Source organism: Streptomyces sp. NWU339, from assembly GCF_003143855.1.
Classification (GTDB): Bacteria; Actinomycetota; Actinomycetes; order Streptomycetales; family Streptomycetaceae; genus Streptomyces.
On the sequence record NZ_QFRK01000006.1, the window covers coordinates 15,930 to 30,074 of the forward strand.

The window sequence follows — 14,145 nt, forward strand, 5'->3', positions numbered from 1 at the left end:
GCCGGGTGGAGCGCGGCCCACGGCGGACTCCGGCACGGGGTGCCGGACGGTCGCGGGCCCGGGCCCGGCGCCCTGGGACAGCGGCGCCGGGCGACGGTTCACAGCCGGATGCGGGTTCCCGCCCCGATGCGGGTACGGGCCCGGGTCCGGGTGTTTCGTCGCGGGCTCAGACGGCGAGCGCCTGGGCGCGGCGCTTCACCTCCGTGCCACGGTTCTCGCTCAGCGCCTGCGCGGGCGTGCCCGGCAGGCTCTCGTCGGGGGTGAAGAGCCATTCCAGCATCTCTTCGTCCGTGAAACCGTCGTCCCGCAGGAGCGTCAGGGTGCCGGAGAGGCCCTTGACGACCTTGTCCTCGTCGATGAAGGCGGCGGGGACGTGCAGTGCGCGGTTCTCACCTCGGCGCACGGCGATGAGCTGGCCCTCCTTGACCAGCTGCCGGACGCGCGTCACCTCGACGCCGAGCATCTCGGCGATGTCGGGCAGGGTGAGCCAGGCGGGGACGAGAGCATCGATCTTTGCGTCAATCTCGGTCACGGGACAAGCGTGCCATCTGGCACTGACAGTCGGAAGCCGAGCCCCTCCGCCCGGGGTCCGTCCGGCGGATCACCGTGCACGGACGTGTCGGCCGGACGGGCCCCGGGGGGCCGGGGTTCACCCCTTCGCCGACTTCAGCGGCCTCGCCGGGTCGGCCAGCAGCTCCGCGTCCAGCACCGTGCCCGCCTCGATCAGCCGGCGTCCCTGGGCCAGGTCGCGGGGGCGGCCCACCGCGAGCAGCGCGACCAGCCGGGACGCGCGGAGCCAGCAGACCGTCCAGGCCGGCCCGTCGGCGTCCCCGCGCCACACCGTCCGGTCGGCGTCCGCGTGGTACCCGGCGTACTGGACGAAGCGGCCGAACTGCTCGGACCAGAAGTACGGCACCGGGTCGTACACCGCCGGAGGTTCGCCGGTGGCCGCCCCGAGGATGTTCGCCGCGACCGTGCGCGGGCCCTGCAGGGCGTTGTCCCAGTGGTGCACCAGTAGGCGTTCGCCGTACCGCCCCGAGGGGAAGGAGGCGCAGTCGCCGACCGCGTACACGTCCGGGACGGAGGTCATCAGGTGCGGGTCGGCGACCACGTCACCGCGCTCGCCGAGTTCGACCCCGGAGCCGGCCAGCCAGGCGGTGGCGGGACGGGCCCCGATCCCGACGACGACGGCGCCCGCGGACAGTCGCGAGCCGTCGTCCAGCACCACCGCGCCGGACTCGACGCGCTCCACGCGCGCGTGCGTGCGCAGCACCGCCCCCGCGTCGCCGTACCAGGCGGTCATCGGGGCGGCCACCTCGGCGGGCAGCGCCTCGGCCAGCGGCCGGTCGGCCGCCTCCACGACGGTGACCGCGCAGCCCGCCTCGCGCGCCGCCGTGGCGAACTCCGCGCCGATCCAGCCGGCGCCGACGACCACGATGTCCTGGCGGCCCGCGAGCACCGGCCGCAGCCGTTCGACGTCGTCCAGGGTGCGCAGCAGATGGACGCCCGGGACCCCGTCCGCGCCCGGCAGCCGGACCGGTTCGGCACCGGTCGCGACGACCAGGACGTCGTAGGGGACCGGCCCTGCCTCCGTGTCCAGTTCGTGGTCGGCGGGACGCAGCCCGAGCACCTCGCAGCCGAGCCGCAGCTCGATGTCGAGCGCCTCGAAGTCGACGTCGAAGGCGGAGCCCTCCGCCTTGCCGAGCAGCACCGCCTTGGACAGGGGAGGCCGGTCGTACGGCTGGTGGGGTTCGGCGCCGATCAGCGTCACGGTGCCGGTGAATCCCTGTTCCCGGAGGGCGACGGCGGTCTGCACGCCGGCCATTCCGGCCCCCGTCACCACCACGCGCCGCGGCTCGGACGGTCCCCGTTCCTGCGTCTGCTCGCTCACCTGATCACCATAGACACCTGACCACCGGTCAGTCAGTCTCCGGATCCCGTGAGCTGCTCCACGACGCTGGTCCCGCTGCCCTGCTGCGACTCCCACTCCCAGGTCTCCTCCAGCCGCACCCGCCCGTCGGGCAGCTCAACGACCGTCGACACGCAGTGTCCCGAGGAGGTGGTGCCGTCCTGCTTGAGCTGCACGTACCGGAAGTCCAGCCGGTCCCCCTCCCGGGTGCCCACCAGGTACCCGCGGACGACGTCACCGCCCGCGTACTCGGCCCAGATCCCGCCGTCCCGCTCGTGGTACGCGAACCGGGTGCGGGTGCCGACCTGGCCCGGCGCCTGGTCGGCGACGGGGGCGAGGACGAGACCGTCGAGCGAACCAGCCATGCGAAGGCTCCCTACACGTTCGTTGATCCGGAGGCTAGGGTGGCCAACGTAAGACACTCGCGGGAGCCCGGACGCACCGGGCTGAGAGGGAGGCTGGCGGCCTCCGACCGTATGCACCTGATCCGGGTCATGCCGGCGAAGGGAGGGGCTGGACGCCCATGCCGCCCACACACACCTCGCAGCGCGCCCCCGACGTCCTCGTCGTCGGGGGCGGCGTCATCGGTCTGGTCACGGCCTGGCGGTCCGCGCAGCGCGGGCTGGCCACCACCGTGCTGGACCCCGAACCGGGCGGCGGCGCCGCCCAGGTGGCCGCCGGGATGCTGGCCGCCGTCACGGAACTGCACTACGGCGAGCAGACCCTGCTCGGCCTGAACCTCGCCTCCGCGCTCCGCTACCCCGACTTCGCGGCCGAGCTCACCGAGGCCACCGGCCACGACCTCGGCTACCGCCGGTGCGGCACCCTCGCGGTCGCGCTGGACGCCGACGACCGCGCCCATCTGCGCGAACTGCACGCCCTGCAACAGCAGTCGGGGCTCGACGCGCAGTGGCTGTCGGGGCGGGAGTGCCGGCGTCTGGAGCCGATGCTCGCCCCCGGTGTGCGCGGCGGGCTGCGGGTGGACGGCGACCACCAGATCGACCCCCGGCGGCTGGCGGCGGCGCTGGTGACCGCCTGCGAGCGGGCGGGCGTGGTCCTGCACCGCGCGTGGGCCGACCGGCTCACCGTCTCCGGGGAGCGGGCCACGGGCGTGGTCACCGCCGACGGCACCGGGCTGGCCGCCGGGCAGGTGGTGCTGGCCGGGGGCAGCCTCAGCGGGCGGCTCGCGGGCGTCCCCGCGGACCTGCTGCCTCCCGTGCGTCCCGTGAAGGGGCAGGTGCTCCGGCTGGCGATGCCCGACCGGTTCGGTCCGTTCCTGAGCCGGACGGTGCGTGCGGTGGTGCGGGGCAGCCAGGTGTACCTGGTGCCGCGCGAGAACGGGGAGCTGGTGATCGGGGCGACCAGCGAGGAACAGGGCTGGGACACGACCGTCACCGCGGGCGGGGTGTACGAGCTGCTGCGCGACGCCCACGAACTGGTCCCCGGCATCACCGAGCTGCCGCTCACCGAGACCCGGGCCGGGCTGCGCCCCGGCACCCCCGACAACGCGCCCCTGCTCGGCCCGTCCGGGCTCGAGGGGCTGGTCCTGGCGACCGGGCACCACCGCAACGGCGTGCTGCTCACTCCGGTCACCGGCGACGTTCTGGCGGAGTTCCTGGCCACCGGTGAACTCCCGGCGGAGGCCCGCCCCTTCACCCCCCGGCGGTTCACCGCGACCGCCGCCGCACTCACGGAGCAACCCGTATGAACCCTCCTGTGGACACGTCGACGCACACTCCCGCGCACGCCCCGGTCACGGTCTCGGTCAACGGGGAGCCTCGCGAGGTGGCTCCCGGCACGGCGCTCGACGCGCTGGTCGGCACGCTCACCGAGGCGCACTCCGGGGTGGCCGCCGCCCTCAACGAAACGGTCGTCCCGCGCGCGCAGTGGCCGCTCACGCCCCTCGCCGAGGGGGACCGGGTGGAAGTCCTTACCGCCGTGCAGGGAGGCTGATCATGGCCGACGATCCGTTCGTCCTCGGCGGTACGTCCTTCACGTCCCGTCTGATCATGGGCACCGGCGGGGCGCCCAGCCTCGAGGTGCTGGAGCGGGCGCTGGTGGCGTCCGGGACCGAGCTGACGACCGTCGCGATGCGGCGGGTGAACCCCTCGGTGCACGGCTCGGTGCTCTCGGTGCTGGACAGGCTGGGCATCCGGGTGCTGCCGAACACGGCCGGCTGTTTCACCGCCGGGGAGGCGGTGCTCACCGCCCGTCTCGCGCGGGAGGCACTCGGCACCGACCTGGTCAAGCTGGAGGTCATCGCCGACGAGCGCACCCTGCTGCCGGACCCCGTCGAACTGCTGGAGGCGGCCGAGACCCTGGTCGACGACGGGTTCACGGTGCTGCCGTACACCAACGACGACCCGGTGCTGGCACGGAGGCTGGAGGACGCCGGCTGTGCGGCGGTCATGCCGCTCGGTTCGCCGATCGGTTCGGGGCTCGGCATCCGCAACCCGCACAACTTCGAGCTGATCACGCAGCACGCGCGCGTGCCGGTGATCCTGGACGCGGGTGCCGGTACGGCGTCGGACGCGGCGCTGGCGATGGAGCTGGGGTGCGCGGGCGTGATGCTCGCCTCGGCGGTGACGCGGGCGCAGGAGCCGGTGCTGATGGCCGCCGCCATGCGGAGCGCGGTCGAGGCGGGGCGGCTGGCGCGGCGGGCGGGGCGGATTCCGCGGCGGCACTTCGCCGAGGCGTCCTCTCCCGCGGAGGGGCTTGCCGTGCTGGATCCGGAGCGGCCGGCGTTCTGAGGGGGTTCTCCGACCCGCGCACCGCCCGTTTCCAGACGGGCGAGAGGTGAAGGCTCCTCGTGGGGCCGAGCACCGCCGGCGGCCGCGGGACCGAGCACCGCCGGCGGTCGTGGGGCGTCCCTTCGTGGGGTGCGTCACAGGTCGGCTGCAGTCACGCCCCGATCCGGGACCGTTCCGGATCGATCCGGACCGATCCGGCCGGCTCTGTCGGCGGCTCCTCGTAGACTCCCAGCGTGGACACGACCCTTCAGGACCCTCTGGTCGGGCAGCTGCTCGACGGCCGGTACCGCGTCGAGGCGCGGATCGCGGTCGGCGGGATGGCCACGGTCTACCGGGCCGTGGACACCCGTCTGGACCGTGTGCTCGCGCTCAAGGTGATGCACCCGGCGCTCGCCGCCGACGGCTCCTTCGTCGAGCGGTTCATCCGCGAGGCGAAGTCGGTCGCCCGGTTGGCCCATCCGAACGTGGTCCAGGTCTTCGACCAGGGCACCGACGGGGCGTACGTCTACCTGGCGATGGAGTACATCGCCGGCTGCACCCTGCGTGACGTGCTGCGCGAGCGCGGTGCGCTGCAGCCGCGGGCCGCGCTGGACATCCTGGAGCCGATGCTGGCCGCGCTCGGCGCCGCGCACCGGGCCGGGTTCGTGCACCGGGACATGAAGCCCGAGAACGTGCTGATAGGGGACGACGGCCGGGTCAAGGTCGCCGACTTCGGGCTGGTCCGGGCCGTGGACACGGTGACGAACACCACCGGCACCGTGCTGGGCACGGTCTCGTACCTGGCGCCGGAGCAGATCGAGAGCGGCAGCGCCGACCCCCGCGTGGACGTGTACGCGTGCGGCATCCTGCTGTACGAGATGCTGACCGGTGAGAAGCCGCACGACGGCGACTCCCCCGCGATCGTGCTCTACAAGCATCTGCACGACGACGTGCCGCCGCCGTCGGCCGCCGTACCCGGTATGGCGTACGCACTGGACGAGCTGGTCGCCTCGGCGACCGCGCGCAACCCGGAGGTCCGCCCGTACGACGCGGTGGCGCTCCTCGCACAGGTCCGCGAGGCGCGCGGCGGACTCGACGACGAGCAGCTGGACGCGCTGCCGCCGCAGGCGCTGGCGTCGGAGGACCAGCCCGCCCGGGGCGCCGAGGACCGCACGAGCGTCATCCCGCGCGCACTGACGTCCCCCACGCTCGACTTCGCTCGCGCGGGGGGACCCCCATCCCGCCCGCTGCCCGTCGACGAGGTCCGCCGCACCAGCCGCCTCCAGTCCCCGGCGCCGCCGCCCCGGCGCGGTGTGTCGCTGCTGCGGCGCGGCCCGATGGCGGTCGTCGTCGCCGTGCTGCTGGTGCTGGGCGCCGGGGCAGGCGTGTGGTACATCAACTCCGGCCAGTTCACCCGGGTCCCGCCGCTGCTGGCGAAGACCGAGAAGGAGGCCCGGGAGCGGCTGGCGGACGCCGGGCTGGGCGTCGGCCAGGTCGAGGAGGCGTACAGCGACACCGTGGAGCGGGGCACGGTGATCAGCACGGATCCCGAGGCGGGTGCCCGTATCCGCGGCACCGACTCGGTCTCGCTCACCCTCTCCAAGGGGCCGCAGACCGTGCGGGTGCCCGATGTCGACGGCTACCGGCTGGACAAGGCGCGGTCCGTGCTGAAGGACGCGGGCCTGGAACCGGGCATGGTCACCCGGGAGTTCAGTGAGGACGTGTCCGAGGGCTTCGTGGTCTCCACCGGGCCGGGCAAGGGCACGAAGGTCCGTGCGGGCTCGGCGGTGGCGCTCACCGTGAGCAAGGGCAGCCCGGTGGACGTCCCCGAGGTGGTCGGCCAGGACCTGGACGCCGCGCGCGCCGAGCTGGAGGAGGCCGGCCTCGAGGTGAGCATCGCCGCCGAGCGGGTCACCTCCGAGCACGACGCGGGCCGGGTGGCCCGGCAGAGCCCGGAGGCCGGCCGTGAGGCCGCCGAGGGGGACAGTGTGACACTGACGCTGTCCAAGGGGCCCGAGATGGTCCCGGTCCCGGACGTGGTCGGCGACCGTGTGGACGAGGCCACCGGGAAGCTGGAGGCTGCCGGGTTCCGGGTCCAGGAGGACCGCGGGCTGCTCGGTCTGTTCGGCGACACCGTCAAGGCCCAGTCCGTGCCCGGCGGGGACACCGCGCCCAAGGGCTCGACGATCACCCTCAAGATCCGCTGACGCGGGGCTCAGAGGCTTCGGCGCCCCGGGGGCATGACACCCTGGAAGGGTGAAGAGTCACCTGTCCGGCCCCGCCCGCAACCCGGTCGGCGGCCATGTCCCCGTGGCCGGCGGCCTGCACTCCGTCGGCCTGTCCTACGCCCGTGAGCTGCGCGCGGAGGCCGTGCAGGTCTTCGTCGCCAACCCGCGCGGCTGGGCGACGCCGACCGGCAACCCGAAGCAGGACGCGGCGTTCCGCGAGGCGTGTGCGGCCGGGTCGATCCCGGCGTACGTGCACGCCCCGTATCTGATCAACTTCGGGTCCCACACCGAGGCGACCGTCGAACGGTCCGCCGAGTCGCTGCGCCACTCGCTGCGGCGCGGGCGCGAGATCGGGGCGCTGGGTGTGGTGGTGCACACCGGCAGCGCGACCGGCGGACGGGAGCGGCCGGTGGCGCTGAGGCAGGTACGGGAGCACCTGCTGCCGCTGCTCGACGAGCTCACCCATGACGACGACCCGTTCCTGCTGCTGGAGTCGACGGCCGGCCAGGGCGCCTCCCTGTGCTCCCTGATCCGGGACTTCGGTCCGTACTTCGAGGTGCTGGACGCCCATCCGAAACTGGGTGTCTGCCTGGACACCTGCCATGTCTTCGCGGCCGGTCACGACCTGACCGGGCCGAGCGGGATGCACCGGACACTGGATCTGCTGGTGGACACGGTCGGCGAGGGGCGGCTGAAGCTCATCCACGCCAATGACTCCATGGACGTGGTCGGCGCGCACAAGGACCGTCACGCGAACATCGGCGCAGGCCACATAGGCGAGGACCCGTTCCGCGCGCTGATGACGCACCCGGCGACCGAGGGCGTGCCCCTGGTCATCGAGACCCCCGGCGGCAAGGAGGGGCATGCGGCGGACGTGGAGCGGCTGAAGAAACTCCGGGACCAGGGCCACTGATCCGCAGTCCAGGGGCCCGGGGGCCCGGCCCCGGTCAGAGTTCGGGGCCGTCCCCTGGCTCCTCCTGGTAGGAGTAGCGCTGCTCCTTCCAGGGGTCGCCGATGTTGTGATAGCCGCGCTCCTCCCAGAAGCCGCGGCGGTCGGCGGTCATGTACTCCACGCCGCGGACCCACTTCGGCCCCTTCCAGGCGTAGAGGTGGGGGACGATCAGACGGAGCGGAAACCCGTGCTCGGCGGTCAGCAGTTCGCCGTCCTTGTGCGTGGCGAAGAGGGCCCGCTCGGACGAGAAGTCCGCCAGCCGCAGGTTGGAGCTGTACCCGTACTCGGCCCACACCATCACATGGGTGACGTCGGGCGCGGGCGGGGCGAGTTCCAGGAGGGTACGGGCCGGAATCCCGCCCCATTCGGCGCCGAGCATGCTGAACTTCGTGACACAGTGCAGGTCGGCCACGACGCTGCGGTACGGCAGGGACGTGAACTCCTCGTGGTTCCAGCAGTGCTTGTCACCGTCGGCGGTGGCGCCGAACACCCTGAACTCCCAGCGCTCGGGCCGGAACCTGGGGACGGGCCCGTAGTGCGTGACCGGCCAGCCCTTCTGCAGTCGCTGCCCCGGCGGAAGCTCGAACCGCGCCGCTCCCTCTGCTGTGCGCTCCCCCGATTCGTGTTCCGCCGGCTGACCCATGCTTCCATCCTGACAGACCCGGTGCGACGCATCGGACCGGGGCCCCATGAAGTCGGACAATATCTTCCAAACAGCAATGAGTGCACCCTTACTCAGTAAGTATGTACTTACTGGACGATCTTCTCAGCCGATGGAATCATGCGGCGCATCTGGCCCGTTCATCCGTGTGGAAGGAGCCGCTGCGATGCAGGGCGATCCCGAGGTCATCGAATTCCTCAACGAGCAGCTGACCGCCGAGCTGACCGCGATCAACCAGTACTTCCTGCACTCGAAGCTGCAGGACCACAAAGGCTGGACCAAGCTCGCCGAGTACACGCGCGCAGAGTCCTTCGACGAGATGCGGCACGCGGAGGTCCTCACCGACCGCATCCTGCTGCTCGACGGCCTGCCCAACTACCAGCGGCTCTTCCACGTCCAGGTCGGGCAGACGGTGACGGAGATGTTCCAGGCCGACCGGCAGATCGAGGTCGAGGCCATCGACCGCCTGCGCCGCGGCGTGGAGGTCATGCGCAACAAGAACGACATCACGTCCGCCAACATCTTCGAGGCGATCCTCGCCGACGAGGAGCACCACATCGACTACCTGGACACCCAGCTGGAGCTCATCGAGAAGCTGGGCGAGGCGCTGTATCTGTCGACGGTGATCGAGCAGTCGCAGCCGGACTCCTCGGGCCCGGGGACGAGCGGGTTCTCGACCCACTAGGGCGACCGGGTTTATGCGGCTTCGGGAAGCTCCGCCGTGAGGGGCGGCCGGTCCTGGCCGGCCTGCTGCCGACGGGGGCAGGCGCCACGCCCGAGCAGCGCCTGGATGCGGCGCACGCAGCCGCCGCAGTCGGTGCCCGCCTTGCAGGCGGAGGCGATCTGCCGGGGAGTGCAGGCCCCGGCGTCCGCGTGGCTCCTCACCTGTTCCTCGGTCACTCCGAAGCAGCTGCAGACGAACACGCGGTCCACCTCCCGACATAGTGCTGGGTCGCGCCGTACCGACCCCTGATCGGTGAGGCTAACCTAACCTTACCTGCCGTCCGGGTGGCACAAAAGTGGGGTGGGGCGCCGATCCGTGTGATCCGTGCCCCACCCCTCGCCGATTCGGCAGGTGAGCGGTGTTACTGGTCCCGGTACATCTCGGCGACGAGGAACGCCAGGTCCAGCGACTGGCTGCGGTTCAGCCGGGGGTCGCAGGCGGTCTCGTAGCGCTGGTGCAGATCGTCGACGAAGATCTCGTCACCGCCGCCCACGCACTCGGTGACGTCGTCACCGGTGAGTTCCACGTGGATGCCGCCCGGGTGGGTGCCGAGCTCCTTGTGGACCTCGAAGAAGCCCTTCACCTCGTCGAGCACGTCGTCGAAGCGGCGGGTCTTGTGCCCGGAGGCCGCCTCGAAGGTGTTGCCGTGCATCGGGTCGGTCACCCAGGCCACGGTGGCACCGGAGGCGGTGACCTTCTCGACCAGCTCGGGAAGCCTGTCGCGGATCTTGTCCGCACCCATCCGGACGATGAAGGTCAGCCGGCCCGGCTCACGCTCGGGGTCGAGCCGCTCGATGTACTGCAGGGCGTCCTCGGCGGTGGTCGTCGGGCCGAGCTTGATGCCGATCGGGTTGCGGATCTTCGAGGCGAACTCGATGTGCGCGTGGTCCAGCTGCCGGGTGCGCTCACCGATCCACACCATGTGCGCGGAGACGTCGTACAGCCGGCCGGTGCGCGAGTCCACGCGGGTCAGCGCCGACTCGTAGTCCAGCAGCAGCGCCTCGTGCGACGAGAAGAACTCGACGGTCCTGAACTCCTCCGGCTCGACCCCGCAGGCCTGCATGAAGTTCAGCGCCTGGTCGATCTCGCGGGCGAGCTGCTCGTAGCGCTGGCCGGACGGGGACGACTTCACGAAGTCCTGGTTCCAGGCGTGCACCTGGCGCAGGTCGGCGTAGCCGCCGGTGGTGAAGGCGCGCACCAGGTTCAGCGTGGAGGCCGAGGCGTGGTACATCCGCTTCAGCCGCTCGGGGTCCGGGACGCGGGCCTCTTCGGTGAAGTCGAAGCCGTTGACGGAGTCGCCGCGGTAGCTGGGCAGGGTCACGCCGTCGCGGGTCTCGGTCGACTTGGAGCGCGGCTTGGAGTACTGGCCGGCGATCCGGCCCACCTTCACGACGGGCACGGACGCGGCGTACGTCAGTACGGCGCCCATCTGGAGCAGTGTCTTCAGCTTGGCCCTGATGTGGTCGGCGGACACCGCGTCGAAGGACTCGGCGCAGTCGCCGCCCTGGAGGAGGAACGCCTCTCCCTTGGCGACGGCCGCCATCCGGGCGCGCAGCTGGTCACACTCACCCGCGAAGACGAGCGGTGGATACGACTCGAGGTCCGCGATCACTGCGCGCAGAGCCTCGGTGTCGGGGTACTCGGGCTGCTGCGCCGCGGGCAGGTCTCGCCAGGTGTTGCCAGCACTCGGGCTGGTCTTAGCGTTCACGGTCACGTCTCAACACTACGGGGTGGGATGGCGCCTTCCAGGCCCGTGCCCAGCAAGTGAGACGGGGAATGTTCTCCGTGGACACCTGAGGACCACGCGAAGGACATGCGCTAGGGTGCGTCGCATGTTCGCGCTTTCGACCCGGAACGGTTCGGTTCAGAACCCTTCCGCCCAGAACTGGTGGTGGACCGCTTCTCCGGCGGCCCACTGAATCATCGCGCGTACACAAGACTCCGCGAAGGCCGCCCGAGGGGCGGCCTTCGGCGTTCGCGGCCCGCGCGGCGCCCCGGCCGGCCCTCCGTCACCGAGGGACCACGACCGATGAACCTGCTCGACCTGCTGGACGATCCCCGTCCGTTCGCCCTGCTGCGCCGCCGCACCCCCGGCCACGACGACACCGTGGTGGAGCTGCTGCTCGGCGCCGTCAGCCCCCGTGACCGGCTGGCCGACCTGCCCGACGAGGGGCTGGCGCTCGTCCCCTTCCGGCAGATCCGGGAGCGCGGCTTCGACGTGCGCGACGACGGCACCCCGCTGCTGGTGCTGACTCCCGAGGAGCGCCACGAGATCCCGCTCACCACCGCCCTGGAACAACTGCCCGGGCACGACGTCCGGGTGGAGGGCGGCGGCTTCGACGTCGACGACGGCGCGTACGCCGGGATCGTCGGGCGGGTGCTGCGGGAGGAGATCGGGCGGGGCGAGGGCGCCAACTTCGTGATCCGGCGGACCTACGAGGGCGAGATCCCCGGGTTCGGGCGGGCCGACGCGCTGGCGCTGTTCCGGCGGCTGCTGGAGGGCGAGCGGGGCGCTTACTGGACGTTCGTGGTGTGCACCGGGCAGGAGGCGGGCGGGCGGACGCTGGTCGGCGCGAGCCCCGAAGTACATGTGCGGGCGTCCGGCGGGACCGTCGTGATGAACCCGATCAGCGGCACGTACCGCTACCCGGCCGGGGGACCGACCCCCGAGCACCTGCTGGACTTCCTCGCCGACGGCAAGGAGATCGAGGAGCTGTCGATGGTCGTCGACGAGGAGCTCAAGATGATGTGCACCGTCGGTGACATGGGCGGGGTCGTGGTCGGTCCCCGGCTGAAGGAGATGGCGCATCTCGCCCACACCGAGTACGAGCTGCGCGGCCGGTCCTCGCTGGACGTGCGGGAGGTGCTGAGGGAGACCATGTTCGCCGCGACCGTCACCGGGTCGCCGGTGCAGAACGCCTGCCGGGTGATCGAGCGGTACGAGCCCGCCGGGCGCGGGTACTACGCGGGGGCGCTGGCGCTGATCGGCCGGGATGCGGGAGGGGCGCAGAGCCTCGACTCCCCCATCCTCATCCGCACCGCCGACATCGACGCGGCGGGGCGGCTGCGGGTGCCGGTCGGCGCCACGCTGGTGCGGGGCTCGGACCCGGCGGGCGAGGTCGCCGAGACCCATGCGAAGGCGGCCGGGGTGCTGGCCGCGCTGGGGGTGCGCCCGGGACGGCCGCGCGAGGAGTCCGTACGGCCGCGGCTGGCCGACGATCCGCGGGTGCGGGCGGCGCTGGACGAGCGGCGGGCCTCGCTGGCCCCGTTCTGGCTGCGGATGCGGGAGCCGTCGGCCGCGCCGACGGGACGGGAAGGGCTGGGGGGCCTGGAGGGGCACGCCCTGGTCGTCGACGGGGAGGACACCTTCACGGCGATGCTCGCGCATGTGCTGCGCTCCTCGGGGCTCGCGGTCACCGTCCGGCGGTACGACGAACCGGGGCTGCGGGAGACGGTGCTCGGGCACGAGGGGCCCGTGGTGCTGGGGCCCGGTCCCGGTGACCCGTCCGACCCGGCCGACGCGAAGATGCGGTTCCTGCGCGGCCTGGCCGCCGCGGTGATCAGGGACCACCGGCACGGCGTCCTCGGCGTCTGCCTGGGCCACGAACTGATCGCGGCCGAGCTGGGTCTCGACACGGTCCGCAAGGAGGTGCCGTACCAGGGGGCGCAGACCGAGATCGACCTGTTCGGGCGGCCGGAGACGGTCGGCTTCTACAACAGCTTCGTCGCCCGGTGCGACGACGAGGCGGCGGCGGAACTGGCCGCGCACGGCATCGAGGTGAGCCGCGCGGCGAACGGCGAGGTGCACGCCCTGCGCGGGCCCGGCTTCGCGTCGTTGCAGTTCCACCCCGAGTCGGTGCTCACCCTGAACGGCGCGGCGCTCGTCGCGCAGCTGATGGGTCAGCTGCGCGGTACGAGGACGTTCTCCGAGCGGCGGCCCGCGGTGTAGTCGAGGACGTTGCGCACCGTGGTCTCGATGATCTGGCTGACGGCGTCCACGGTGTAGTACGCCTGGTGGGACGTCACCAGGACGTTGGGGAAGGTGACGAGGCGGGCCAGGGTGTCGTCCTCGACGGCCTCCAGGGACTTGTCGAGGAAGAACAGGCCCGCCTCCGCCTCGTACACGTCCAGTCCGACGCCGGTGAAGCGGCCCGCGCGCAGTTCGGCGACGAGGGCGGCGGTGTCGACGAGTCCGCCGCGGCTGGAGTTCACCAGGATCGCGTCGTCCCGCATCGTCCTCAGGGCGGGCCCGTCGATCAGCCGGTGGGTCTCCGGCACGAGCGGAACGTGCAGGGTGATCAGGTCGGACTCGGCGAGCAGCTGCTCCTTGGTGACGTAGGTCATGCCGAGCTCCCGGCAGGCGGGGTTCTCGGCGACGTCCCAGCCGAGCAGCCGCATGCCGAAGCCGTGCGCGATCCGGGCGAACGCCTCGCCGATCTTGCCGGTGCCGAGGACGCCGGCGGTGCGGCCGTGCATGTCGCGGCCCATCAGGCCGTCGAGGCGGAAGTCGAAGTCGCGGGTGCGGGTGGAGGCGCGGACGACACGGCGGTTGACCGCCATGGCGAGGGTCCAGGCGAACTCGGCGACCGAGTGGGGCGAGTAGTACGACACCCGGGCGACCGTCAGGCCGAGCCGCTCGGCCGTCTTCAGGTCGACGTTGTTGAAGCCGGTGGACCGCTGGGCGATCATCCGGGTGCCGCCGGCCGCCAGGTTCTCCAGGACCCCGGCGCCGAGGTCGCAGTTGACGCTGGTGGAGATCACCTCGTGGCCGGTCGCGATGAGGGCGGTGTCCTCGTTGAGGAAGACGTCCAGGCCATGTACCTCGTGGTGGCCCTGGAACGCCTGTTCGATCATGGGCTTCTCGTCGGACTGCACACCGAACGCGAGGATCTCCACGGGGTCCCTCCGGGGGTCGTGCCGGGATTGCTGCCGCATGCGTGAA

General features: G+C 72.2%; 14 protein-coding genes and 1 riboswitch. Of the genes, 7 read left to right on the plus strand and 7 right to left on the minus strand.

The annotated features are described in order from the left end of the window. Window positions 1-166: 166 nt before the first annotated feature. From DIZ27_RS09400 to DIZ27_RS09410, 3 genes are all read right to left on the minus strand, one after another. Window positions 167-532 (minus strand): Rv2175c family DNA-binding protein, encoded by a 366-nt coding sequence (locus tag DIZ27_RS09400; RefSeq protein ID WP_109377886.1) that lies wholly within the window; start codon window positions 530-532, stop codon window positions 167-169. 117 nt (window positions 533-649) lie between these two features. Next, a complete protein-coding gene (locus tag DIZ27_RS09405) occupies window positions 650-1,891 on the minus strand; it encodes an NAD(P)/FAD-dependent oxidoreductase (RefSeq protein ID WP_181383458.1) in 1,242 nt (413 codons plus the stop codon). Between the two features lie 32 nt (window positions 1,892-1,923). Continuing rightward, entirely contained in the window at window positions 1,924-2,274 is a 351-nt protein-coding gene (locus DIZ27_RS09410; protein ID WP_109377887.1) for a hypothetical protein, read from the minus strand. A 49-nt stretch (window positions 2,275-2,323) separates the two neighbouring features. Then, window positions 2,324-2,435, plus strand: a riboswitch (TPP riboswitch). Between DIZ27_RS09410 and thiO the strand changes: the two genes are divergently transcribed. From thiO to DIZ27_RS09435, 5 genes are all read left to right on the plus strand, one after another. Next, on the plus strand, window positions 2,433-3,617 hold the full coding sequence (gene thiO, locus DIZ27_RS09415; protein ID WP_109377888.1) for a glycine oxidase ThiO: 1,185 nt from the start codon (window positions 2,433-2,435) through the stop codon (window positions 3,615-3,617). Its footprint overlaps the riboswitch before it by 3 nt. Continuing rightward, complete coding sequence (gene thiS / locus DIZ27_RS09420) at window positions 3,614-3,862, plus strand: sulfur carrier protein ThiS (protein WP_109377889.1); 249 nt, start codon at window positions 3,614-3,616, stop codon at window positions 3,860-3,862. Before thiO ends, thiS begins: the two co-directional genes overlap by 4 nt. 2 nt (window positions 3,863-3,864) lie before the next feature. Continuing rightward, on the plus strand, window positions 3,865-4,659 hold the full coding sequence (locus tag DIZ27_RS09425) for a thiazole synthase (RefSeq protein ID WP_109377890.1): 795 nt from the start codon (window positions 3,865-3,867) through the stop codon (window positions 4,657-4,659). Window positions 4,660-4,892: 233 nt separating this feature from the next. Then, window positions 4,893-6,845: a Stk1 family PASTA domain-containing Ser/Thr kinase gene (gene pknB, locus DIZ27_RS09430; RefSeq protein WP_109377891.1), complete on the plus strand. Its 1,953-nt coding sequence runs from the start codon at window positions 4,893-4,895 to the stop codon at window positions 6,843-6,845. A 49-nt stretch (window positions 6,846-6,894) separates the two neighbouring features. Further along, window positions 6,895-7,779 carry a deoxyribonuclease IV gene (locus DIZ27_RS09435; RefSeq protein ID WP_109377892.1) on the plus strand — a complete coding sequence of 295 codons (885 nt, stop codon included), beginning with the start codon at window positions 6,895-6,897 and terminating at the stop codon, window positions 7,777-7,779. 34 nt (window positions 7,780-7,813) lie between these two features. Here the strand turns inward: DIZ27_RS09435 and DIZ27_RS09440 are convergent, their stop codons facing one another. Beyond that, entirely contained in the window at window positions 7,814-8,461 is a 648-nt protein-coding gene (locus DIZ27_RS09440) for a sulfite oxidase-like oxidoreductase (protein ID WP_109377893.1), read from the minus strand. A gap of 184 nt (window positions 8,462-8,645) precedes the next feature. Here DIZ27_RS09440 and bfr point away from each other — a divergent pair, with 184 nt between their 5' ends. Beyond that, window positions 8,646-9,164 (plus strand): bacterioferritin, encoded by a 519-nt coding sequence (gene bfr, locus DIZ27_RS09445; RefSeq protein ID WP_109377894.1) that lies wholly within the window; start codon window positions 8,646-8,648, stop codon window positions 9,162-9,164. A gap of 11 nt (window positions 9,165-9,175) precedes the next feature. On the opposite strand, the gene DIZ27_RS09450 is transcribed toward bfr, so the two are convergent. After that, entirely contained in the window at window positions 9,176-9,403 is a 228-nt protein-coding gene (locus tag DIZ27_RS09450; RefSeq protein WP_109378089.1) for a bacterioferritin-associated ferredoxin, read from the minus strand. A gap of 161 nt (window positions 9,404-9,564) precedes the next feature. Next, window positions 9,565-10,917: a class II 3-deoxy-7-phosphoheptulonate synthase gene (locus DIZ27_RS09455; RefSeq protein ID WP_109377895.1), complete on the minus strand. Its 1,353-nt coding sequence runs from the start codon at window positions 10,915-10,917 to the stop codon at window positions 9,565-9,567. A gap of 315 nt (window positions 10,918-11,232) precedes the next feature. Between DIZ27_RS09455 and DIZ27_RS09460 the strand changes: the two genes are divergently transcribed. Further along, window positions 11,233-13,152, plus strand: a complete 1,920-nt coding sequence (locus DIZ27_RS09460) for an anthranilate synthase family protein (protein WP_109377896.1) — start codon at window positions 11,233-11,235, stop codon at window positions 13,150-13,152. On the opposite strand, the gene DIZ27_RS09465 is transcribed toward DIZ27_RS09460, so the two are convergent. Further along, window positions 13,104-14,099 carry a 2-hydroxyacid dehydrogenase gene (locus DIZ27_RS09465; RefSeq protein ID WP_109377897.1) on the minus strand — a complete coding sequence of 332 codons (996 nt, stop codon included), beginning with the start codon at window positions 14,097-14,099 and terminating at the stop codon, window positions 13,104-13,106. The two genes, DIZ27_RS09460 and DIZ27_RS09465, sit on opposite strands and share 49 nt — an antisense overlap. Between the last annotated feature and the right edge of the window lie 46 nt (window positions 14,100-14,145).